The sequence below is a fragment of the Sphingomonas sp. AP4-R1 genome (assembly GCF_013113735.1).
In the GTDB taxonomy this organism is placed as follows: domain Bacteria; phylum Pseudomonadota; class Alphaproteobacteria; order Sphingomonadales; family Sphingomonadaceae; genus Sphingomonas_I.
In genome coordinates this window covers 2,883,125-2,906,008 of the sequence record NZ_CP053346.1, presented here as the reverse complement: position 1 = coordinate 2,906,008, position 22,884 = coordinate 2,883,125, and the positions used below count along the sequence as shown (strand labels likewise).

17 protein-coding genes are annotated in these 22,884 nt (G+C 66.9%); 8 read left to right on the top strand and 9 right to left on the bottom strand.

Going from position 1 to position 22,884, the window contains the following annotated elements; translation table 11 throughout:
• Positions 1 to 58 precede the first annotated feature (58 nt).
• From sucD to HL653_RS13480, 3 genes are all read right to left on the bottom strand, one after another.
• Positions 59 to 943: a succinate--CoA ligase subunit alpha gene (gene sucD / locus HL653_RS13490; RefSeq protein WP_171744968.1), complete on the bottom strand. Its 885-nt coding sequence runs from the start codon at positions 941 to 943 to the stop codon at positions 59 to 61.
• 60 nt (positions 944 to 1,003) lie between these two features.
• Positions 1,004 to 1,966: a malate dehydrogenase gene (mdh, locus tag HL653_RS13485; protein ID WP_171744967.1), complete on the bottom strand. Its 963-nt coding sequence runs from the start codon at positions 1,964 to 1,966 to the stop codon at positions 1,004 to 1,006.
• A 172-nt stretch (positions 1,967 to 2,138) separates the two neighbouring features.
• Positions 2,139 to 3,545, bottom strand: a complete 1,407-nt coding sequence (locus tag HL653_RS13480) for a M20/M25/M40 family metallo-hydrolase (RefSeq protein WP_171744966.1) — start codon at positions 3,543 to 3,545, stop codon at positions 2,139 to 2,141.
• A 230-nt stretch (positions 3,546 to 3,775) separates the two neighbouring features.
• Between HL653_RS13480 and HL653_RS13475 the strand changes: the two genes are divergently transcribed.
• From HL653_RS13475 to HL653_RS13465, 3 genes are read left to right on the top strand one after another with little or no spacing between them, the layout of a single operon-like run.
• Complete coding sequence (locus HL653_RS13475) at positions 3,776 to 6,364, top strand: TonB-dependent receptor (RefSeq protein ID WP_171744965.1); 2,589 nt, start codon at positions 3,776 to 3,778, stop codon at positions 6,362 to 6,364.
• Positions 6,324 to 7,598: a histidine-type phosphatase gene (locus tag HL653_RS13470; protein WP_171744964.1), complete on the top strand. Its 1,275-nt coding sequence runs from the start codon at positions 6,324 to 6,326 to the stop codon at positions 7,596 to 7,598. The genes HL653_RS13475 and HL653_RS13470 overlap by 41 nt, the downstream gene beginning before the upstream one ends.
• 47 nt (positions 7,599 to 7,645) lie before the next feature.
• Positions 7,646 to 8,149, top strand: a complete 504-nt coding sequence (locus HL653_RS13465; RefSeq protein WP_171744963.1) for a PilZ domain-containing protein — start codon at positions 7,646 to 7,648, stop codon at positions 8,147 to 8,149.
• Between the two features lie 160 nt (positions 8,150 to 8,309).
• Here the strand turns inward: HL653_RS13465 and HL653_RS13460 are convergent, their stop codons facing one another.
• Entirely contained in the window at positions 8,310 to 9,737 is a 1,428-nt protein-coding gene (locus HL653_RS13460) for a leucyl aminopeptidase (RefSeq protein WP_253718098.1), read from the bottom strand.
• Positions 9,738 to 9,989: 252 nt separating this feature from the next.
• On the opposite strand from HL653_RS13460, the gene HL653_RS13455 reads away from it, so the two are divergent.
• The 5 genes from HL653_RS13455 to HL653_RS13435 all read left to right on the top strand — a co-directional run bounded on the left by HL653_RS13455 (position 9,990) and on the right by HL653_RS13435 (position 18,301).
• On the top strand, positions 9,990 to 12,263 hold the full coding sequence (locus HL653_RS13455; RefSeq protein ID WP_253716847.1) for an LPS-assembly protein LptD: 2,274 nt from the start codon (positions 9,990 to 9,992) through the stop codon (positions 12,261 to 12,263).
• An 84-nt stretch (positions 12,264 to 12,347) separates the two neighbouring features.
• On the top strand, positions 12,348 to 13,691 hold the full coding sequence (locus HL653_RS13450; protein WP_253716845.1) for a peptidylprolyl isomerase: 1,344 nt from the start codon (positions 12,348 to 12,350) through the stop codon (positions 13,689 to 13,691).
• Positions 13,684 to 14,700 (top strand): 4-hydroxythreonine-4-phosphate dehydrogenase PdxA, encoded by a 1,017-nt coding sequence (gene pdxA / locus HL653_RS13445; protein WP_171746970.1) that lies wholly within the window; start codon positions 13,684 to 13,686, stop codon positions 14,698 to 14,700. The genes HL653_RS13450 and pdxA overlap by 8 nt, the downstream gene beginning before the upstream one ends.
• A gap of 117 nt (positions 14,701 to 14,817) precedes the next feature.
• Complete coding sequence (gene rsmA / locus HL653_RS13440) at positions 14,818 to 15,648, top strand: 16S rRNA (adenine(1518)-N(6)/adenine(1519)-N(6))-dimethyltransferase RsmA (RefSeq protein WP_171744961.1); 831 nt, start codon at positions 14,818 to 14,820, stop codon at positions 15,646 to 15,648.
• 121 nt (positions 15,649 to 15,769) lie between these two features.
• Positions 15,770 to 18,301, top strand: coding sequence for a beta-glucosidase (locus HL653_RS13435; protein WP_216599866.1), 2,532 nt, complete (start codon positions 15,770 to 15,772; stop codon positions 18,299 to 18,301).
• A 57-nt stretch (positions 18,302 to 18,358) separates the two neighbouring features.
• Here HL653_RS13435 and HL653_RS13430 read toward each other — a convergent pair whose 3' ends face one another.
• The 5 genes from HL653_RS13430 to HL653_RS13410 all read right to left on the bottom strand — a co-directional run bounded on the left by HL653_RS13430 (position 18,359) and on the right by HL653_RS13410 (position 22,859).
• A complete protein-coding gene (locus HL653_RS13430) occupies positions 18,359 to 18,829 on the bottom strand; it encodes an EF-hand domain-containing protein (protein ID WP_171744960.1) in 471 nt (156 codons plus the stop codon).
• A gap of 192 nt (positions 18,830 to 19,021) precedes the next feature.
• On the bottom strand, positions 19,022 to 19,702 hold the full coding sequence (locus tag HL653_RS13425) for a squalene/phytoene synthase family protein (RefSeq protein WP_171744959.1): 681 nt from the start codon (positions 19,700 to 19,702) through the stop codon (positions 19,022 to 19,024).
• Positions 19,703 to 19,813: 111 nt separating this feature from the next.
• Entirely contained in the window at positions 19,814 to 21,229 is a 1,416-nt protein-coding gene (locus HL653_RS13420; protein ID WP_171744958.1) for a pyruvate dehydrogenase complex E1 component subunit beta, read from the bottom strand.
• A 12-nt stretch (positions 21,230 to 21,241) separates the two neighbouring features.
• Positions 21,242 to 22,336 (bottom strand): pyruvate dehydrogenase (acetyl-transferring) E1 component subunit alpha, encoded by a 1,095-nt coding sequence (gene pdhA / locus HL653_RS13415; RefSeq protein ID WP_171744957.1) that lies wholly within the window; start codon positions 22,334 to 22,336, stop codon positions 21,242 to 21,244.
• A gap of 214 nt (positions 22,337 to 22,550) precedes the next feature.
• Positions 22,551 to 22,859, bottom strand: a complete 309-nt coding sequence (locus tag HL653_RS13410; protein WP_171744956.1) for a septum formation initiator family protein — start codon at positions 22,857 to 22,859, stop codon at positions 22,551 to 22,553.
• Positions 22,860 to 22,884: the final 25 nt, after the last annotated feature.

Below are 22,884 nucleotides of genomic sequence, written 5' to 3'. Positions count from 1 at the left end.
GGTGAGCATTGCCCAAATATTAATCAACCCCGGCCGCGAACGACCGGGGTTGCTTTCATCAGCCCTTCAGGACTTCCACCAGCGTCGTGCCGAGCTCCGAGGGGCTCGCCGCAACGCGGATGCCGGCGGCTTCCATCGCCGCGATCTTGCTCTCGGCGTCGCCCTTGCCGCCCGACACGATCGCGCCGGCATGGCCCATGCGACGGCCCGGAGGCGCCGTGCGGCCCGCGATGAAGCCGGCCATCGGCTTCTTGCGGCCCTTCTTGGCCTCGTCGATCAGGAACTGCGCGGCCTGCTCCTCGGCGTCGCCGCCGATCTCGCCGATCATGATGATCGACTTGGTCGCCTCGTCGGCCAGGAACAGCTCCAGCACGTCGATGAAGTTCGTGCCGTTGACGGGATCGCCGCCGATGCCGACGGCCGTGGTCTGGCCGAGGCCGGCGTTCGAGGTCTGGAACACCGCCTCATAGGTCAGCGTGCCGGAGCGCGAGACGACGCCGACCGAGCCTTCCTTGAAGATGGAGCCCGGCATGATGCCGATCTTGCACTGGTTCGGCGTCAGCACGCCCGGGCAGTTCGGGCCGATCAGGCGCGACTTGGAGCCCGAGAGCGCGCGCTTCACGCGCACCATGTCGAGAACCGGAATGCCTTCCGTGATCGCCACGATCAGCGGAACCTCGGCATCGATCGCCTCGAGGATCGAGTCGGCCGCGAAGGGCGGCGGCACATACACGACCGACGCAGTCGCGCCGGTGGCGGCGACGGCTTCGTGGACCGTGTTGAAATTGGGAAGGCCGATATGGGTGGTGCCACCCTTACCGGGCGTCACGCCGCCGACCATCTGCGTACCGTAGGCCAGCGCCTGCTCGGTATGGAAGGTGCCGGTATTGCCGGTCATACCCTGGGTAATGACCTTGGTATTCTTATCGACGAGGATCGACATAGGCGCTCCGAACGATTCCTGTGATGCGGGGCCAGCCTAGCGGCCAACCCCGCGAAAGACTTATGCCAAAGAGCTATCGATGCCCTTGCAGGCGACCAGCAGTTCCTTCACCGCATCCACCGAGACCTGCAGATTGGCCTTGGCCTCATCCGAGAGCGACACCTCGATGATCTTCTCGACGCCGCCGGCGCCGAAGAGAACCGGCACGCCGACATAGAGATTGTCGACGCCATACTGGCCGGTCAGGTTCGCCGCGGCCGGCAGGATACGCTTCTGGTCGAACAGATAGGCTTCGGCCATCGCGATCGCCGAGGTGGCGGGCGCATAGAAAGCCGAACCCGTCTTCAGCAGGGCGACGATCTCGCCGCCGCCGCCGCGCGTGCGCTTGATGATCGCGTCGATCTTCTCCTGGGTGGAGAGGCCCATCGCGATCAGGTCCGAAACGGGGATGCCCGAGACGGTCGAATATTCGAGGACCGGCACCATCGTGTCGCCATGGCCGCCCAGCACGAACGTGTTCACGTCCTTCACCGAGACGTTGAACTCGTCGGCGAGGAAGTGGCTGAAGCGCGCCGAGTCGAGCACGCCGGCCATGCCGACGACCTTCTCAGCGGGCAGGCCGGAGAATTCGCGCAGCGCCCACACCATCGCGTCGAGCGGGTTGGTGATGCAGATCACGAAGGCGTCGGGCGCGTTGGCCTTGATGCCCTCGCCCACGGCCTTCATCACCTTCAGGTTGATGCCGAGCAGGTCGTCACGGCTCATGCCGGGCTTGCGGGCGACACCGGCCGTGACGATGATCACGTCCGCGCCGGCAATGTCGGCATAATCGTTGGTGCCGGTGATCTTGGCGTCGAAACCCTCGACCGGGCCGCACTGCGACAGATCGAGCGCCTTGCCCTGAGGCACGCCCTCGACAACGTCGAACAGAACGATGTCGCCGAGACCCTTGAGCGCGGCGAGATGTGCCAGCGTTCCGCCGATATTACCTGCGCCGATCAGCGCAATCTTCTTACGAGCCACTTAAGCTCCCTTTCCCGCTTGCCAGCCATTGAGGCGCTGCCAGGATGCGACCACGAGGACGCGGCCGCGGATCAGCGGGGGCGGCTTAGACCCGACTCACTCGCGGGGCAACCGCCTTTGGTGCGTTTGCGAAAAGCTTATTGCGTGTTTGCGAAAAGCGAATTGTGACACTTTATTGCGCTGCCAGCCGCGACAGCATTCTGTCCCAATGGGCGATGTCGTCGGCGAAGGCTTTCACCGGCAATCTTTCGTCACGGCCATGTGCGCGTTCGTCATCCGGCGACACGATCCAGGCACCGTCGGCACCGTAGACGGGAATGCCCACCGCACGGAATTTCGCGCCGTCCGTAGCCCCCGCCGACATCTGCGGCAGGATCTTGGAATGGGGGAAGCGCGCATGGACGGAATCGGTGAAGGCGCTGACGACGTCGGCACGCAACGGCGAGGCGGGCGTGCTCACATTGTCGTCGCGCCGGGTGACGGCCACGCCGGGATCCGCCACCACTTTTTCCAGCTCGGCGCGGATCGCATCGGGCGAAACGCCGGGCAGGATCCGGCAATTGATGTTGGCGGTGGCAAGCTGCGGCAGCGCGTTATCGGCATGCCCGCCCGACAAAAGTGTTGCGACGCAGCGCGTGCGGGTCGATCCCACTTCCAGCGGATCCGCCTCGATCACGTCGGCCGCCCGGCCGTCATTCGGGTTCTTCAGCCAGGCGCGCATCGCATCGCCCAGCGCGCCCTTCTCGTCCTGCTGGCGAACCTGATAATAAGCGCGCGTCGTCTCGTTCAGCGCGGGCTCGAAGCGATAGGCCTCGATCTTCTCCAGCGCGTGCGCCAGTTCGTAGATCGCATTGTCCGGCCGGGGGCGCGAGGAATGGCCGCCCTTGTTGCGCACGGTCAGCGTATAATCGGCGAACGTCTTCTCGGCCGTCTGCAGCCCGAAACCGAGCGGCGTGCCGTCCGGCTTGAACGCGCCGCCGCCCGCATCGGCATTCAGCCCGTAATCGGCGTCGGTCCATTTGCGCCATTCGGTCGCGGCGAGCTTGGCGCCCACCTCGGCCGTTTCCTCGTCGCCGGTCAGCAGCACGATGATGTCGCGCTTCGGCTTGAAGCCGGCCGCCTTCAGCTTGAGCAAAGCGGTCAGCATCGCCACGGTCGGGCCTTTGATGTCGCTGGTGCCGCGCCCGTAATAATAGCCGTCCTTCTCGACGAAGGTGAACGGATCGATCGTCCAGTCCTCGCGCTTGGCCTCCACCACGTCCATATGGCCCATCAGCAGGATCGGCTTGCCCTTCGGCGCCCCCACGGCGGGCCAGCGCATGATGAGCGCCGCCGTCTTGTTGTGATCCTCGCCCTCATAAGGCTGGATATGCAGGTCGCTGTCGGCCCAGCCCGCCTTGCGGAATTCGCCCGCGATATAGGTCGCCAGCTCCGGCACCTTCTCGCGCCCGGCGACGGTCGGGATGTTGATCGCATGCTCCAGCATCGTGCGCCCCTTCGCCACCCACGGATCGGGCGCCTGCGCGGTCGCGGCGGTGGCAAGGAGCGGGGCGAGGAGAAGGGCGATGCGATGCGTCATGGAGACGTGCTAGCGCGCCCGCTTCCGTTCGTCATCCACGTGGTTTGCGTGGTCCTGCGAACGCTGGCCCCCAGGGCCGCAAATGCGGCGCCCGCCGGCCGATCACCCTAAAATCGCAAGCCTCTGCCCCGTCTCACGTTTCGTCTCGCACCAGAAATGAATCGGAAGAACGTCACATCACTGTCTCCGAACGCTCCTAGCGCGCCCCAACAAAACGGGGAAAGTTGGAAATGTTGCAAACTTTGAAGGCGGGCGCCTGCCTTGCGGCGCTGATCGTCGCCGATCTCGCCATCGCCACGCCGGCTTTCGCGGCGGATCCGGCCCCCGCCGCGGATGCTGCCGCCGAAACGGGCGCCGACATCGTCGTCACCGGCACGCGCCAGGGCGAGGCCAAGGCGATCGAGACGAAGCGCGAGTCGCTCAACATCGTCGAAGCGCTCTATGCCAACGACGTGGGCAAGCTGCCCGACCAGAACGTGGCCGAGGCGGTGAAGCGCCTGCCGGGCGTCACCGTCGCCAACGATCAGGGCGAGGGCCGCTATGTCGTGATCCGCGGCATCAATCCGAACCTCGTCAACGTCACGCTGAACGGCCTCACTCTCCCCGCCCCCGAGCCGGACGGCCGCCAGGTGAAGCTGGACGACATCCCCTCCGCTCTGATCTCGTCGGTCGTCGTCACCAAGGCGATCACCGCCGATCAGGATGCCAACGCCATCGGCGGTGCCGTCGACATCCGCACGCTCTCCGCCTTCGAGCGCAAGGAGAAGCGCTTCTTCGACGCACGCGCCGCTTATGGCTGGGCGAAGCTCGGCGAGAAGCATCCCTATGAGGCGGATGCGCAGGCCGGCGGCCGGTTCGGTTCGGACGAGCAGTTCGGCGCCGTTCTCTCGTTCAACTATTCGCGCCGCCCGATCGAGTCCGAGAATTTCCAGGCCTCGACCAACTGGCGCGCGCCCGTCGCCGCCAACGGCTTCGTCGTGCCGGACAGCTATGGCCTGCGCGATTACAATCTCGTCCGCACGCGCATCGGCGCGGTCGGCAATTTCGACTGGCGCCTGAGCGACACGTCCAAACTCTGGCTGCGGACCAGCTATTCGCAGTTCAAGGACAATGAGACGCGCGACCAGTTCATCATCGACAACCAGTCCGCCTTCACGAACCAGACCGCCACCACCGGCACCTTCCGGGGCCGTGGCAGCGTCCGCGTCCGCCGCCGCGAGGAGAAGGACAACACCAAGTCGATCGCGACCGGCGGCAGCTTCCAGCTCGGCGGCGGCACGCTGGATCTGGCCGGCGGCTGGACGCGCGCGCAGAAGCGCGATCCGCTGCGCTCCGAATATAATTTCCGTACCGGCGGCACCGCGCTCACCGTCAATTACGATGTCGGCCAGCTGCCCTATAACGAAACCGTCACCAACACCGTCGCCCAGTCGGCCTATGCGCTGAACAGCGTCAATTACGATCGCCGCAATGCCGTGGAGACGCTGTGGCAGGGCCGCGCGGATTACACGCTCCCGATCGGCATCGGCGACGACAGCAGCATCAAGTTCGGCGGCAAATATCTCGATCGCCACAAGACCAACGATCGCGCTTACGAGACGTACGGCCTCGCCTCGGGCCGCACCTTCACGCTCGCCAACGTCTCCTATGTCGGCGCGCAGACCTTCTATGACGGCGCCTATCCGTTCGGCCCGCGCATCGGCTACGATACGGCCCAGGCCTATCTCGCCGCCAATCCGGGCACGATCGCGCTCAATGCGGCCAGCTCGCTCAACAATGCGCTCGCCAACGATTATGACGTGAAGGAGCGCATCGTCGCCGGCTATGCGATGGCGACGCTGAACTTCGGGGGCCTGACCCTGCTGCCCGGCGTCCGCGTGGAAAATACGCGCGACAAGTCCAAGGCGAAGCTGATCACCGCCGCCTCGACGCTGACGCAGGATTTCAACAGCTTCGGTTCGAAGAACTACACCGATTTCTTCCCGAGCCTGTCGGCCCGTTGGAAGATTACGCAGGCCTTCATGCTGCGCGGCGCCGTCACCACCTCGATCGGCCGCCCGAACTATCCGGATCTCGCGCCCTACGTCTCGGTCGACACGACCACGACGCCGCGCCCGACGATCACGCTCGGCAATCCCGGCCTGAAGCCGTACAAGGCGTGGGGCGCGGATCTCGCCGCCGAACTATATCTGCCGGGTCAGGGCCTGATCTCGGTCGGCATCTTCTACAAGCATCTCGACAACCCGATCTACACCCAGTCGGTCATCAACACGCCCGGCACCTATGCCGGGCAGACCTTCGCGGCGGCCGATCTGGTCCAGCCGCTCAACGCCGATCGCGCGACGCTGCGCGGCATCGAGGCGAATTTCCAGAAGCGCTTCGATTTCCTGCCGGGCGCGCTCAACGGCTTCGGCATCGCCGCCAACTTCACGCACGTCACCGGCCACGCCAATATGGGCTCGATCCCCGGCGTGGCGGCGCGCGCGGGCGACATCCCGCTGTTCAACCAGTCGCGCGACAGCGGCACGGCGCAGGTCTTCTACGAGAAGTATGGCGTCGCCGTCCGCGTGGCCTATACCTATCGCTCGAAATATCTGGATACGCTCGGCACCTCGGCGGCGACGGATCAGTATACCGACAAGAATGGCCAGCTGGACGTGAATGCCAGCTATCAGGTGACGCCGCAGCTGACCTTCTTCGCCAATGCCACCAACCTCACCGATGCCCCGTGGCGCCGCTTTATCGGCAACCGGGATCAGCTCGTGGAACGGGAACGCTATGATTATACGGTTCGCGGCGGGGCGCAGCTCCATTTCTAGGATCGCGCCAAAGACGGCCATTGCCGCGACGGCGCTGGCGCTCGTCCTCACCGCCGCCAGCCCGTCGGCCGCCGCGGGCGGCTACACCGTCGAGCGCGTGGCGGTCCTGATGCGCCACGGCGTCCGGCCGCCGACCAAAGATCCGGCGATGCCCAGGGGCGTCGCGGCGCAACCCTGGCCGACATGGGAAACCCGGCCCGGCTATCTCACGGATCGCGGCGCGAAGGCGGTGGAACTGGTCGGTCAGGCCGATCGCGCGGCCTTTGCCCGCGAAGGCCTGCTGCCCGCCACCGGATGCCCCGCGACCGGCACGATCGCCTTGCTCTCGGACAGCGACCAGCGCACGATCGCCACCGGCGACGCCTGGGCGAAGGGCTTCGCGCCCGGATGTGCCGTCACCAATGTCCACAAATCGCAGGACGAGGCCGATCCCCTGTTCGGCGCGATCCAGCAGGGGCTGGTGGACTATGATCCCAAGGCCGCCGACGCCGCCATCGCCGCCGCTTTGCCCAAGGGCGGCATCGGCGCGGTCGAGGCGCTGGAGCGCGCCCATCTCCAGCGTGTCGATTCGATCCTGTGCGGCCCCGCCACCGCCTCCTGCGGCGTGGCCGCCGAGCGCAGTGCGGTCGCGCCGGCGCAGGCGGGCCAGCGCCCGAAGCTGACCGGTGCGCTCGATCGCGGATCGACCGCCGCCCAGATCCTCCTGCTCGAATATGCGAACGGCAAGCCGATGGCGGACGTGGGCTGGGGTCGCGCCACGGCGGCGGACGTCACCGCGCTCGGATCGCTCCACGCCACCGAATTCGCGGTGCTGGCACGCCCCAAATATGTCGCCGCGCGCAACGTGGCGCCGATCGCGAAGATCCTGCGCGATGCGCTGGCCGCGCCCAAGGCGGGCGATGCGACAGTCACCGTCGTCGTCGGCCATGACACGAACGTCGCCAATCTCGGCGGGCTGCTCGATCTGCACTGGACGATCCCCGGCTTCGCCACCGACGATCCGGCCCCCGGCGGCGCGATCCTGCTGACGTTGTTGCGCGATGCGAAGGGCGCCCGCTTCGTCCGCGCCACCTATCGCGCGCAGCCGCTCGATTCGATCCGCGCACTCCGCGCCGGGACGACCACGGTCGTTCTGGACATGCCCGGCTGCGGCAAGCGCGCGGACCATCTCTGCCCCGCCGCCACCTTCGATCGCGTGATGGCCGGGTCGACCGATCTTCTGAAGAGCCGTTAGCTCTCTGGAAACCATGTCGCGTTATGTCGGGCGCCATGGAGCCCGGCATGGAATCGCAGGATACGCAAGAAACCCAGGAAACGCGCCGCGCCGCGCGTCGCGCGGCCGATCAGCCGAGCACGCTGCGCGGCACCGGCAATAGCGAGCCGCAGGACAGCTGGGTGCACGACGTGTCCAGCACCGGCATGCGGATCGAGAGCCGTGCCGAACTGACGGTCGGCGAGGAGATCACGGTCGGCCTCGCGGGTGCGGGCGCCACGCGCGCGCGCGTCGTCTGGAAGCACGGCAACGAATATGGCTGCCAGTTCGAAAAGCCGCTGAGCAGCGAGGAGGCGAGCAACGCGTTCCAGGGATCGCCGGTCGTGAGCCTCCACCAGTTCGGACGGCGCCCGACGGCCGCCGCGCCGCAGATGGACGACCAGACCGCCGAACTGCTCCGCATGATCGAGGATCAGCCGGCGCGCGGCCGTTTCTGGATGGCCGGCATCGCCGCAGCGATGATCGCCGTGGCCGCCCCCCTTTCCTACCTGCTCGCCCACCTGCTGGGCTGAGCCTTCCCGATTTTCACACCCGTTTGCACTGAGCCTGTCGAAGCCTGTCCTGAGCGCCTGCCTTGGCAGGCAGTCGAAGGGTGCCGTTCTTCTTCCCGCGTCGAGAGAAGAAGAACGGTGCTTCGACAGGCTCAGCACGAACGGCACTCAGCGTTTAGGATCAGCCCTCCAGCGTATCGCTGACGAAGCGGTCGAGCAGGCGCACGCCATATCCGGTCGCGCCCTTCTCATGCAGCGTGCCGGGCTTCGACGACCAGACCATCCCGGCGATATCCAGATGGGCCCAGGCCACGCCCTCGTTCACGAAGCGGGCGATGAACTGCGCCGCCGTGATCGATCCGCCCTCGCGCGGGCCGACATTCTTCATGTCCGCGATCGGCGAGTCGATCAGCTTGTCGTAGGCATCGCCCATCGGCATCCGCCACAGCTTCTCGCCGGTTGCTTTGCCCGCCGCCGCCAGCCCTTCGGCCAGCGTGTCGTCATTGGCGAAGATGCCGCCATATTCGTGGCCCAGGCTGATGATCATCGCGCCCGTCAGCGTCGCGAGGTCCACGATCGTCTTCGGGTTGAAGCGCTGCTGGACCCAGGTGATCGCGTCGCACAACACCAGACGCCCCTCGGCATCGGTGTTGATCACCTCGATCGTCTGGCCGGACATGGAGGTGACGACGTCACCGGGGCGCTGCGCCTTGCCGTCGGGCATATTCTCGACGAGGCCGCAGATGCCGACGACATGCGCCTTGGCCTTGCGGCCCGCCAGCGCCTTCATCAGGCCGGTGACGGCACCCGCGCCGCCCATGTCCCACTTCATGTCCTCCATGCCGGCCGGCGGCTTCAGGCTGATGCCGCCGGTGTCGAAGGTGACGCCCTTGCCGACGAAGGCGGTGGGGGTGGTGACGGCGCCGTTCGTGCCGTCCCAGCGCATCACGAGCAGCTTGGCCTCGCGCTCCGATCCCTGCGACACGCCGAGCAGCGAGCCCATGCCGGCCGCGCGCATCTCGGCCTCACCCAGCACCTCGATCTCCACGCCGAGATCGGCGAGTGCCTTCGCGCGCTCCACGAACGTCTCGGGATAGAGGATGTTGGCGGGCTCGGCGACGAGCGTGCGGGTGAAGGCCACGCCTTCCGCCACGGCCGCGCGCGGCGCCCAGGCCTCCTCGGACGCCGCCACCGCGTCACCCGCGACGATCACGATCTTCTCCAGGCTCGGGCGCTGCTTGGCCGGAAGCTTCGTGCGGTAGATGTCGTGGCGCCAGCTGCGGAGCGTGGCCCCTTCCGCGATCGCCGCCGCGATCGCCGGGCGATCGGCCGAGGCGAAACCGCCCAGATCCACCACCACGCGCGTCTCGCCCGACGTGAGCAGGCGCGCCGTGATCGCGCTGCCCGCGCTCTCGCCATCCTTGGCGGTCGAAAGCCCGACGATCAGCACGCGGCGCACCGCATCGCCCTCCGGCGAGTGGAATTCGACGAGCGATCCGGCCTTGCCCTCGAAGCGGGCCGCCGTCGCGGCGGCCTTGGCGACCGCCGCCGCGCCCGCCAGCCCCGCCGGAAGCCGCGCCTCGATGCCGTCGCCGCTCGCGACGGGAATGACGAGAACATGGGGCTCTGCCGGCCTTTCGGCGGTGATGGCGACGGTGATCAAGGTGACGGCCTTTCTGAAACGAGGCGCCTATCTAGGGGCGTCACCCGGCGAGGAAAAGACCGCCCTCCTCACGCCCGCCCCGCGCCCAAGACATGCGGGCCGGGCGGATGGCACGGCGAACACAGCCTGTCGCGGATCGACGAGTGCCGATTGCAGGCGCGAGAGTGGTGAGATAGGGCCCGGCCGATGACGCGGGGCGTGAGAAGTATCGGGGGACGTGCGCTCGCGCCGCTGGCCATTCTGGCGCTGTCGGCCGCCTGGCCCGCGCACGCGCAGGATTTTCAGGATCATGCCGGCCCGCCGCCGCCGGATGCGGCCAGCCTGCCGGCCACCGACAATGACGATCAGGTGAGCTTCGCGGCCGACGCGCTCGATTATGATGACGATAACGATATCGTCACGGCCACCGGCGACGTGCGGATGCTGCGCGCGGGCAGCCGCCTGCGCGCCGACAAGATCGTCTGGAACCGCCGCACCGGGCAGGTCCACGCCACCGGCAGCGTCGCGACCATCAATCCCAGCGGCGACACCGCTTATGGCGACGACGCCGAACTGTCCGATGACGTGAAGGACGGCGTGATCGACAATCTGCTGATCGTGCTCGCCAATGGCGGCCGGCTGGTGGCGCGCCACGGCGTGCGCAAGGATGCGATCACGACGCTGGACCGCGCCGCCTACACGCCCTGCGCGGTCGAGGGATCGGACGGGTGCGCGAAGGAGCCTTCGTGGAAGGTCTCCGCCGTCCGCATCGTCCATGACGAGAATCGCCATCGCATCTATTACAAGGATGCGCGGATCAGCCTGCTCGGCCGCACCGTTCTCTGGCTGCCCGGCTTCTCGCATCCGGACGGATCGGATCAGGCCAACGGCAATTCGGGCTTCCTGCTGCCCAATTTCGAGGTTTCGAAGTCGCTCGGCCTCGATCTCTCGATGCCCTATTATTTCCAGCTCGCGCCCAATCGCGATCTGACCGTCACGCCGCACCTCTATTCGAAGGTCGCGCCGGGGCTGGAGCTGCAATATCGCGGGTTGAACGGGCTGGGCGCCTATCAGGTGCGCGGCATGCTCACCTACGGCTCGCGCCTGCCCGCCAATGTCGAGGCGACGAGCCTGGACAAGGACAAGGGCGTTCGCGGCTTCATCGACGCGAACGGCACCTATCAGCTCGGCCCCGACTGGACGCTGAGCGGCCAGCTCCGCCTGGAAACCGACCGCACCTTCATGCGGCGCTACAATATCAACAATGACGACCGGCTGCGCTCCACGCTGCAGGCCGAGCGGATCGACGACAAATCCTATCTCTCGATCGCCGGCTGGTTCGTGCAGACCGTCCGCACCACGATCACCGGTACCTCGGTCGACAGCCAGGGGCAGCAGCCGTTCGCCCTGCCCGCGATCGATTATCGCCGCCGGATCGACGATCCGCTGCTGGGTGGCGTCATCCAGTTGCAGGCGAACAGCCTCTCGCTGATCCGCACCGAGGGGCAGGACACGCAGCGCGCCTTTGCGGGCGCCGAGTGGGATCTGCGGAAGATCACCCCGCTGGGCCAGCAGGTGACCTTCACCGCTTATACCCGCGCGGACGTCTATCACACCGACCAGATCGATAAGACCAGCACCGTCGTCTATCGCGGCACGCAGGGCTGGCAGGGGCGCGGGATCGTGGCGGGCGCGGTGGACGTGCGCTGGCCGTTCATCGGCAATTTCCTGGGCGGCACCCAGCAGATCACGCCGCGCGTGCAGGTGGTCGCCAGCCCGCACATCCGCAACATGCAGATCCCCAACGAGGATTCGCGCGCGATCGATCTGGAGGACAGCAACCTCTTCGCGCTCAACCGCTTCTCCGGCTATGATCGCTGGGAAGAGGGCAGCCGCATCACCTATGGCGGCGAATGGAATTACCAGCGCCCGCGGCTCGAGATGAGTGCGGTGGTCGGCCAGAGCTATCGCCTGACCGACGAGAGCGACCTGCTGCCGCAGGGCACCGGCCTGTCCGACCGCTTCTCCGACATCGTCGGCCGCCTGAACGTGAAATACGGCAAATGGCTGGAAGTCACCGAGCGTTTCCGCCTCGACAAGCACAGCCTCGCGATCCGGCGGAACGAGGTCGATGCCCAGATCGGAACGAGCAAGACCTATTTCCTCGTCGGCTATCTGCGCCTCAATCGCGACATCGACACGTCGATCGAGGATCTTCGCGATCGCGAGGAAATCCGCGTCGGCGGCCGGATCCAGATCGCGCGCTTCTGGTCGATCTACGGCTCCAGCGTCATCGATCTGACCAGCAAGCAGGAGGATCCCACCTCCACGAGCAACGGCTACCAGCCCGTCCGCCAGCGCCTGGGCCTCGTCTACGAGGACGAATGCCTGTCGCTCGGCCTGTCGTGGCAGCGCGATTACGATCCTACGATCGACGGGCGTCGCGGCAGCACGTTCGCCTTGCGACTGGCGCTCAAGAATATCGGACGCTAAGCAGGCGTTCAGTCGCCGCGTGCAAGGGCGGCGTTCCCCGATAGGTTGAACGGACTGGATGGCGTGATAGGTGCAGGAAGGCGCGTGGCCGCCGCAATGATGGCCATGCTGATGGCAGGTGCCACTCCCCTCGTGATGAGCGCGGTTCAGGCCCAGGCGCAGGATCAGGCCGACGTGCCGGATAATGATCCGCTGAACCTGCCCGAGAACATCGCTTTGCTCGGCCATAACGATCCGTCGGTCCGCAAGGCGACGGCGATCGTGAACGGCACGATCATCACCGATACGGATGTCGATCAGCGTCTGGGTCTGGTGCTGGCCGCCAGCCCGCAGACCATCTCCACGGAGGAACGCCAGCGTCTGCGCCTGCAGGTGCTGAGCAACCTGATCGACGAGGCGCTGGAAATCCAGGAGGCCGCGGCCAACAAGATCACGATCGACAAGGCCGAGATCGAGCAGACCTATCGCCGCGTCGGCGGCCAGTTCAAGAAGAGCCCCGCCGATTTCGGCGTGTTCCTCAAGGAAAAGGGCTCGTCCGAAGCGAGCATGAAGCGGCAGATCGAGGGCGAAGTGGCCTGGCGCCGCCTGCTCGGCCGTCAGGTGGAGCCGTTCGTCAGCGTCAGCGACGAAGAGGTGAAGCAGGTGATCGATCGCCTGAAGAACTCGAAGGGCGCCGCCGAATATCATGTCGGCGAAATCTATCTTCAGGCGCCGATCGGCACCGAGGCGCAGGTCCGCGCCAATGCCGACCGGATCGTGCAGCAGATCCGCCAGGGCGGTTCGTTCGTGGCCTATGCCCACGAATATTCGGAAGCCTCCACCAAGGCGGTCGGCGGCGATCTCGGCTGGGTGCGCGCCGAGCAGCTGCCGGATTCGCTCGCCGCGGCCGTGGAGCAGATGCCGACCAGCTCGGTCAGCGATCCGATCGGCGTGCCCGGCGGCATCTCGATCATCGCGCTGATCGACAAAAGGCAGGTGCTGACGGTCGATCCGCGCGATACGGTGCTGGCGCTGAAGCAGGTGTCGATCCACGTCGATCCGAACGCCTCCAAGGAGCAGGCCCAGCCCAAGGTCACCGCCTTCGGGGACGCGCTCAAGCAGCTGAAGGGCTGCGGCGATGTCGCCGCGCTGGCCGCCAAGGTCGGCGGCGAAGTGATCGACAATGACAATCTGCGCGTGCGCGAGCTTCCGCCCCAGCTGCAGGAGGTGATGCTCAACCTGCGCGTCGGCGAGGCGACCCCGCCCTTCGGCTCCAGCCAGGACGGCATCATCCGCGCGCTGGTCGTCTGCGGCCGCGACGAACCGCAGGACGCCACGCTCCCCACCTTCGAGCAGGTGCAGAGCCAGATGGAAGAGCAGCGCGTGAACCTGCGCGCCCGCCGCTATCTGCGCGATCTGCGCCGTGACGCGGTGATCGACTATCGCTGAGGCTGGTCCCGGAGGCGTACCGGCGCCTCTGGCGATCGCAATCGGCGATCCGGCCGGCATCGGCCCGGAAATCGTCGCCAAGGCCTGGGACGCGCGCGGCGAGCATGGCCTGCCGCCTTTCTTCGCGATCGGCGATGCCCGATCGATCGAGAGCGTGTGGCGCGGGCCGATCGAGCGTATTTCCGATCCGACGGATGCGGTCGCCCGCTTCGATCACGCACTGCCGCTGCTGCAGGTGGACGATCCGGGCGAAATCGTGCCCGGCGTGCCCAATCCGGCGGGCGCGCGCTGCTCGCTCGATTCCCTCGAGATGGCGGTGGGCCTCGCGCGCAACAGCGCGGTGGCGGGCATCGTCACCGCCCCCGTCGCCAAGGGGCATCTCTACAGCATCGGCTTCACCCATCCCGGCCAGACCGAATTCATCGCCGAACGCTGCGGCGTGGGGCGCGGCAATGTCGCGATGATGCTCGCCGGGCCCACGCTGCGCACCGTGCCGATCACGATCCACATTCCGCTGAAGGACGTGCCGGAGGCGCTCTCGATCGATCTGATCGTGGCGCGCGCGCGGACGGTGGAGCGCGGGCTGATCCGCGATTTCGGGATCGAGCGCCCCCGCCTCGCCATCGCCGGCCTCAATCCGCATGCGGGCGAGGCCGGTACGATCGGGCGCGAGGAGATCGATCTGATCGCGCCGGCGATCGAGAAGCTCCGTGCCGAGGGCATCGACATTATCGGCCCCATGCCCGCCGACACGATGTTCCACGCCCGTGCCCGCGCCCATTACGATGCGGCCCTCTGTCTCTATCACGATCAGGCGCTGGTCCCGATCAAGACGCTCCATTTCGACGAGGGCGTGAACGTCACGCTCGGTCTGCCGATCGTCCGCACCTCGCCCGATCACGGCACGGCGTTCGACATTGCGGGCAAGGACATCGCCCATCCCGGCGCGATGATCGCGGCGATCGCGCTGGCCGGCAGCTGCGCGGCGAATCGCCTGCGCGCCGCCTGAGGGCGGCCGGATGACACGCCTCTTCACCGTGCTCCTGCGAACGCAGGAGCCCAGGGCCGCAAACGGTCCGCCTGAAGCTCTGGGCTCCTGCGTTCGCAGGAGCACGGAGATTTGACGATGCTGCCCACTCTCCCACCCCTGCGCGAGGTGATCGCCAAATATGGGCTGAGCGCGGAGAAGGCGCTCGGGCAGAATTTCCTGTTCGACGGCCAGTTGCTCGATCGGATCGCGCGCGTGCCGGGCGATCTGCGCGATGCCTCCGTCTACGAGGTCGGCCCCGGCCCCGGCGGGCTCACGCGCGCGCTGCTGGGTGCGGGCGCGCATGTGGTGGCGGTGGAGCGCGACCGGCGCTGCCTCGTCCCCCTGATCGAGCTGACCAACGCCTTCGAAGGCCGCCTCACCGTGATCGAGGGCGACGCGCTGGAGCAGGACGAAGCGGCTCTGGTCGGGCGCGGCGCGCATATCGTGGCGAACCTGCCCTACAATGTCGGCACGCCCCTGCTCGTCCGCTGGCTGAGCGACGACAGCTGGGCGCCGTGGTGGGCCTCGCTCACGCTCATGTTCCAGAAGGAAGTGGCGGAGCGGATCGTGGCGAAGCCCGACACCGATCATTATGGCCGCCTCGCGGTGCTGGCCCAGTGGCGCGCGGCGCCGCGCATCGCCTTCACCGTCAATCGCGCCGCGTTCGTGCCGCCGCCCAAGGTGACGTCGGCGATCGTCCATATCGTGCCGACCGAGGCGCCCGAGGGCGTGAAGCTGCCCGTGCTGGAGCGGCTCACCGCCGCCGCCTTCGGCCAGCGCCGCAAGATGCTGCGCCAGAGCCTCAAGGCCGTGCCGGGCGCGCTGGAGGCGCTGGAGCGGCTGGGCATCGAGGCGACACGGCGCGCCGAGACGTTGGCCGTCGCCGATTATGTCGCGCTGGCACGGGACCTGTCGGGCGCCCGCTAGCGCGCTTACCGATCCGCAATCATCGGGCAAGAAGTGGTCCGGCCAATATTTCAGGATTGGTTGACGGCTTTAGCAGCCTCTGCCTATCATCTCTCCAAATACAGAGGATGGAGAGGGCAATATGGGCATGCGTGCGCGGCGATTCCTTGCGAGATCGATCCTGACGGCCACGGCGATCGCTGGCCTGTCCAATTCCCCCCTCGGCGCCGCAGCCCTCCCCTGGATGGATCCCGCCATCGTCGCACGACAGCAGGCGGCCGCGTCGGACACCGCGAAGGAAGCGATCGCCCACCAGCGCGCGCTCCAGCTGATCGCCGCGATGTCGCTGGACCAGAAGCTCCAGCAGCTGACGGGCGACATGCCCTCCGTCGTGCGCGAACTGCCGAACTGCTTCGGCGGGCGCCATGTCAGCGGCATCGCCGATCTCGCCATCCCCACCTTCCGCATCACCAACGGCCCGGTCGGCGTCGGCCAGAATGATTGCGTGTCGCGCGCGGCGTACGAGGCCGCGCCCGAGGGCATGGAGAAATTGAAGGCGGCCTATACCGATCCCTCCTCGGCGGAGGCCACGGCCCTGCCCTCCGGCATGGCGGTCGCCGCCTCGTTCGATCCGCAGGCCGCCACCCTCTTCGGCGAGGTGATCGCCGCCGAGATGCACCATCTGGCGCTGCACGTGTTCGAGGCGCCGGGCATGAATCTCGCCCGCCTGCCCGTGCTGGGCCGCAACTTCGAATATTTCGGCGAGGATCCCTATCTCTCCGGCACGATGGCGGTGGCCGAGACGAAGGCGGTGCAGGCCAGCGGCCTGATCGCGATGGCCAAGCATTTCGTCGCCAACGAACAGGAGACCAACCGGATGACGATCCGGGAGACGGTCGACGAGCAGGCGCTGCGCGAACTCTATCTGATCCCGTTCGAGATGAGCGTGAAGGACGGCAAGGTGGCGAGCATCATGTGCTCGTACAATTATGTGAACGGGCTCCACGCGTGTGAGAATACGCCGATGCTGACCGACGTGCTGCGCGGCGACTGGGGCTTCACCGGCTACGTCCAGTCCGATTTCTTCGCGATGAAGAGCACAGCGCCCACGATCAACGCCGGCATGGATCACGAGATGCCGACGCCGCTCCACTGGGCGCCCGCCAAGATGCGCGCGGCGCTGGCGGCCAAGGAGGTCGATCTCGCCCGGATCGATAGCGCGCTGGAGCGCCGCTACACGCAGATGTTCAAGGCCGGCATCTTCGATCGCCCGCTGAAGCAGACTCCGATCGACTTCGCCGCCGGTGGCGCCAAAGCGCGCATGATCGGCGAGCGGGCGGCGGTGCTGCTCCAGAATAACGGCGCGCTGCCGCTGGCACACACGGCGCGGACGATCCTGCTCGTCGGCAAGGCTTCGCAGGTCTACGCGCAGCAGGCGATCGCCGGCGGATCGATCCTCGGCAAGCATATGGGCGCGGGCGGCGGCAGTTCGGATGTCGTGCCGCACGAGACGGTCGCCCCGCTGGACGGCCTGCGCGACGCGCTCCGCGCCGATGGTCGCACGGGTCAGATGAAGATGGTGCTGGTCGACGATGCCAATGGCGCGGCGACGATCGACGGGCAGGCCGTCACCTTCGCCGCCGCGCTCAAGGACATCGCCGCCGCCGACGCGGTGGTGGTGATGGCCGGCACCAATTCCGAGGAAGGCGCCGATCGCGCGACCTTCACCGATGCGACAGGCCATCGCCTCGCCGCCAGCGCGGCCGCCGGCAACTCACTCGACTGGTATGCGGGCAAGCCCAGCATGATCGCGACCACCGATCCGGCGGGCAATACCGCGCATGACAGCCAGACCGTCGCGATGCTGGCCGCGATCCTGTCCACCCGCTCCACCAGCGGCAGGACGATGGCGCAGAAGACGGCTCTGGTCCTGAAGGACAATGCCAGCGCGGCGATGGATCCCCGCCTGATCGGCACACAGGGTCCCTCGATCCTGGAGGTGTGGTTTCCGGGACAGGAGGACGGCGCGATCGTCGCCGATCTGCTGCTCGGCCGCGCCAATCCCGGCGGCAAGCTGCCGGTGACCTTCCCGGTCGCAGGGCGCGGCTTCCTCGACACGATCACGGCGGAGCAATTCCCCGGCGTGCCCGCCAGCGACGGCAAGACCCAGTCCGTCACCTACAGCGAGAAACTCGCCATCGGCTATCGCTGGTATGACGGCAATGCCGGCGGCCGGTGCGCGCCGGTGAAGGGGCACAATCCCTGCGTCGCCTTCCCGTTCGGCCACGGCCTGTCCTACACGCGCTTCACGACCTCGGCGCCCAAACTGGCGACGCTGGGCGGTGGCTACAGCGCGACCGTCACGGTCAAGAATGTCGGCGCGACCGCCGGTAGCGAGGTGGTCCAGACCTATCTCACGCTCCCGGCAAGCGCCGACCAGCTTGGCGCGAAGCAACCGCCCAAGCGCCTCATCGGCTTCGCGCGCGTCGATCTGGCGCCGGGCGAAACGCGCAGCGTGACGATCCCGATCGATCCGGCCGCCAGCAACCATCCGCTCGGCGTGTGGAGCAAGGCCGACAAGACATGGGTGACGCCGAAGGGACGCTACACGGTGCTGATCGGCACCTCATCGGCGCCGGCCGATCTGGCGGAGGCGGGGACTTTCAGCCGGTAGCGATTGGCTCCAGGGGGCCAGTAAGCCCCTCCCGCCTGCGAGAGGGGAGATCCCGGCTCAGCTCTCCACATCCTCTCCCGCGACTTGAGCCGGCGGGCATTTCACCGCCGGCTTCACCTTCCGCACTACCTTCGTCGTGGCGAACTCCACCGGGGTCAGCTTACCGTCCTTGTCGCTGTCGGCACCGGCGAACTTGTCGGTCGTCTTGATCGCCCATTCGTCGAAGGTCAGGCGCCCGTCGCCATTCACGTCCAGCCTGGCGAAGGCCTTGCGGCGCGAGGCCAGATATTCCTCGCGGCCGACGCTGCCGTCCTTGTCCTTGTCGTAGCGGGCGAAGCGGCGCTCCTCGCGCGTCTTCTCGCTGGCGGCGGGCGGTTCGGGGAGAGCCTCGCCGCCTGCGGCCACGGCACCGGCCGCAGGCGCGGCCGCCGACAGGCTCGATTGCGTCGCGGATCCCCCGCGCCACAGCAAGACGCCGCCACCCGCCAGCAGCAACGCCGCCACCGCCCCCACCAGATAGCGCCACATGGAATGTCTCCCCCTGCCCCGGAGGAATCGTTGCGAAATTCACTTCCTGCTTCCGCTTGCACTGAGCCTGTCGAAGTGCCGTTCTTCTTTCTCTGGCGGTTCCGAGAAGAAGGACGGTGCTTCGACAGGCTCAGCACGAACGGAATGAGGGCTGTGGCCGATTTCGCAAAGATTCCCCCCTGAGACGGGAGATTATCGTCCGGTCAGGCGTAGCGCCAGCATCCGGGCGAGACGGCCGGGCGAACCTTGTCGGCGCGGCGCATCCTCGGCCACGTCGCGCCGGGCCAGCACGGCCAGCGCGCCCAGCACCCGCCCGGCCTTTGCCCAAGCGCCACCGGACATCCCGCCCAGTACAGCCCCGGCACGCTCGCGCGCCGCCTGCCGGATCGCGGGATCGGAATGGCGATGCGCGAGATCGGCCAGGGCCCAGCCCTCGCCCGCCGCCGGGAAGCGCGCATCGGCATCGCCCAGCACGCGCCCGGCGATCCGGAACAGGTTCGCGCCCCGCTCACGCCCATGCCGCGTCACGACATCCTCGTCATCCAGCAAGGCCGTCCAGCCATCCTCGATCTGAGACAGGTCCGCGCCGGTGACACCGTGGGACAAAACATGCTCGGCCAGCGCCGCCATCAGCGGCTCGGCCGGCACGGGGCCATGATCCAGCCGCTCCAGCGCCTCCCGCCACCAGGCGAGGCGCATCAGGCCGATCATGGGCTCGGTGGTGGTGCCGACAATGGTGCCGAGACGCTCGTCCAGCGCGAACAGGGCGGCAAGGCCCGGACGCGCCGCAGCCGGCGCATAGGTGATCGCCAGCGCGCGTTCGGGATCGGCGAGATCGGGAAACGTGGCGCCGGCCGCAGGAATATCGGCCATCAGGATCTTCCTTGCCGTGGCCCCAAAAAGCGGAAGCCCAGAGCGACGGGTGATGCACCCGAAGCTCTGGGCTCCCAACTTCGTCCGATCAAGACCGCAAACGAATGCGGCTTACTTGTAGCAGACCTTCTTGGCGGCCGCGACGACGTCGTCGACCTTGATCAGCGCCATGCTCTCGAGGTTCGCCGCGTAAGGCAGCGGCACATCGATGTTGGTGACGCGCAGGACGGGAGCGTCGAGATCGTCGAAGCCCTCTTCCATCGCGATCGCCATGATCTCGGACGCGATCGAGCAGGTCGGCCAGCCCTCTTCCACCACGACCATGCGGTTGGTCTTGGCGAGGCTCTTCAGCACCGTGGTGCGGTCGAGCGGGCGCAGCGTGCGCAGATCGATCACCTCGGCATCGATGCCGCTCTCGGCCAGCTGCTTCGCGGCTTCGAGGGCCACGCCCACGCCGATCGAATAGCTGACGAGCGTGACGCCCTTGCCTTCCTTGGCGATGCGCGCCTTGCCGATCGGCAGGACATAATCGTCCAGCTTCGGCACCTCGAACGACTGACCGTACATCAGCTCGTTCTCAAGGAAGACGACCGGATCGTTCGAGCGGATCGCCGCCTTCAGCAGGCCCTTCGCATCGGCCGCCGAATAGGGCGCGATCACAATCAGGCCCGGCACCGCCGCATACCACGGGCCGTAATTCTGCGAGTGCTGCGCGCCCACGCGGGAGGCGGCACCGTTCGGACCACGGAACACGATCGGGCAGCGCATCTGGCCGCCGGACATGTAATTGGTCTTGGCGGCCGAATTGATGATGTGATCGATCGCCTGCATGGCGAAGTTGAACGTCATGAATTCGACGATCGGGCGCAGGCCCGCCATCGCGGCGCCCGTGCCGATGCCGGCAAAGCCATATTCGGTGATCGGCGTATCGATCACGCGCTTCGGGCCGAACTCGTCGAGCAGCCCCTGCGTGACCTTGTAGGCGCCCTGATATTCGGCGACTTCCTCGCCCATCACGAAGATGCGCTCGTCGGCGCGCATCTCTTCGGCCATCGCGTCCTTCAGCGCCTCGCGCACCGTCATCTTGACGAGTTCGGTGCCGACGGGAACCTCGGGATCTTCCTTGGTGTCGGCCACGGCGGCGACAAGCGCGTGCGCGCCCGATTCCGCCTTCTGCGGCGCGCCACCCTCGGGGGCCGCGGCCTTGGCGGCTTCCTTGGGGGCGGCGGCTTCCGGCTCGGTCTTGGGAGCGGCGGCGGGCGCGGACACGGCGGACGCATCCTCATCCTCGCCGGCGATCATCGCGATCACGGTGCCCACCTTCACCCCGTCCGTCCCTTCGGAGACGAGGATCTTGGCGACCGTGCCTTCGTCGACGGCCTCGAATTCCATCGTGGCCTTGTCGGTTTCGATCTCGGCGATGACATCGCCGGACTTGACCGTGTCGCCTTCCTTGACGAGCCATTTGGCGAGCGTGCCTTCCTCCATCGTCGGGGAAAGCGCGGGCATCTTCAGTTCGATCGGCATCTGGACCCTATCTCAATAGGTGTCGACGAGAACGTCGGTGTACAGTTCGGACGGATCCGGCTGAGGGCTCTCCTCCGCGAAGGCGGCGCTGTCGGCCACGATCTTGCGGATGTCCTTGTCGAGCGTCTTCAGATCGTCGGCGGAGACGCCGGCGCCTTCCAGCAGCCGGGCGAGATGATCGATCGGATCGCTCTTGTCGCGAACCGACTGCACTTCCTCACGCGAGCGATACTTGGCCGGATCGGACATCGAGTGGCCGCGATAGCGATAGGTCTTCAGCTCCAGCAGGATCGGGCCCTTGCCGGCCTGCACCCACGCCTTGGCCTCTTCGGCCGCGCCGCGCACCGCGAGCACGTCCATGCCGTCCACCTGGATGCCGGGGATGCGGAAGCTCTCGCCGCGGCGATACAGCTGGTCCTCGGCCGATGCGCGGTTCACCGAGGTGCCCATCGCATACTGGTTGTTCTCGATCACGAAGATCACGGGAAGCTTCCACAGCTCCGCCATGTTGAAGCTCTCGTAGACCTGGCCCTGGTTGGCCGCACCGTCACCGAAGTAGACGAGCGCGAGGCCGCCATCTTCGGCATATTTGTGCTTGAAGCCGAGGCCGGCGCCGATCGACACCTGCGCGCCGACGATGCCGTGGCCGCCGTAGAAGCCATGCTCGACGGAGAACATGTGCATCGAGCCGCCCTTGCCGCGCGAAATGCCGGCGGCGCGGCCGGTCAGCTCGGCCATGATGACGTTCGGATCGATGCCGTAGGCCAGCATGTGCCCGTGGTCACGGTAACCGGTTACCACCGAGTCCCGGCCGACGGTGAGCGCCGACTGGAGGCCGACGGCGACCGCTTCCTGGCCGATATAGAGGTGGCAGAAGCCGCCGATCAGGCCGAGGCCATACAGCTGGCCCGCCTTCTCCTCGAAGCGGCGGATGAGAAGCATTTGCCGATAGAATTCAAGCATTTCCTCCTTGGAGGCTTCATACGGCTTGGGTTCTTCGGGACGTTCGCGATTGCCGATGCCGGCCGGCGTCGCAACCTTGGTCGCGGATGCTGCGGGCGCGGCGTTGTTCGCGCGCGGGCTACGTGGTGATGCTGCCTTCGCCAAGGATTACGGCTCCTCTCGGGGGACGATTGGTGGGCTCGTATAGGCGCGAGCAACGGCGAACGGCAATGACCTGTTGCATTGCCTTTCAGCACGAAGCGCGCGTGTTTCCCTGCCGTTTCCGGCAGATGCCGGATTCCCTGCAGCAGAATGCAGCAAAGCCGTCTTTTGCAAGACGCGATTGCCATAAACGCAACCGCATCGGCAAAATTCTCACTCAGTTGCGCGTGATGATCACTTCGTCGGGGCGCACCTGCCCGGTCTGCCGGCGCACCAGCTCGTCCGCATAATCGGGATCGACATGATGCGGATCCAGCAAAGCGGCGTGATGCTCCAGCCGCGCCTTCTCCGCCTTCAGCGACGCCAGCGTCGCGAGATGGTCCGCCTTCTGCTCGCGATAGCCGGCGAGTTGCAGCAATCCGTTCTCTCCGAACACGGCGAATCCTGCAAAATGCACGATGACGAACAGAGCCACCGCCGGCAGAGCGGCCGATTTCATCAGGGACAGGGCGGAACGGCGGGACATTGCAGGCGACAGAATCACAATCGAC

Bases quoted from the DNA above. Each gene is read 5' to 3' on its own strand.
- sucD (WP_171744968.1), bottom strand. From the start codon at position 943: ATGTCGATCCTCGTCGATAAGAATACCAAGGTCATTACCCAGGGTATG.
- HL653_RS13480 (WP_171744966.1), bottom strand. From the start codon at position 3,545: ATGACGCATCGCATCGCCCTTCTCCTCGCCCCGCTCCTTGCCACCGCC.
- HL653_RS13475 (WP_171744965.1), top strand. From the start codon at position 3,776: ATGTTGCAAACTTTGAAGGCGGGCGCCTGCCTTGCGGCGCTGATCGTC.
- HL653_RS13470 (WP_171744964.1), top strand. From the start codon at position 6,324: ATGATTATACGGTTCGCGGCGGGGCGCAGCTCCATTTCTAGGATCGCG.
- HL653_RS13465 (WP_171744963.1), top strand. From the start codon at position 7,646: ATGGAATCGCAGGATACGCAAGAAACCCAGGAAACGCGCCGCGCCGCG.
- rsmA (WP_171744961.1), top strand. From the start codon at position 14,818: ATGCTGCCCACTCTCCCACCCCTGCGCGAGGTGATCGCCAAATATGGG.
- HL653_RS13435 (WP_216599866.1), top strand. From the start codon at position 15,770: ATGGGCATGCGTGCGCGGCGATTCCTTGCGAGATCGATCCTGACGGCC.
- HL653_RS13430 (WP_171744960.1), bottom strand. From the start codon at position 18,829: ATGTGGCGCTATCTGGTGGGGGCGGTGGCGGCGTTGCTGCTGGCGGGT.
- HL653_RS13425 (WP_171744959.1), bottom strand. From the start codon at position 19,702: ATGGCCGATATTCCTGCGGCCGGCGCCACGTTTCCCGATCTCGCCGAT.
- HL653_RS13420 (WP_171744958.1), bottom strand. From the start codon at position 21,229: ATGCCGATCGAACTGAAGATGCCCGCGCTTTCCCCGACGATGGAGGAA.
- HL653_RS13410 (WP_171744956.1), bottom strand. From the start codon at position 22,859: ATGTCCCGCCGTTCCGCCCTGTCCCTGATGAAATCGGCCGCTCTGCCG.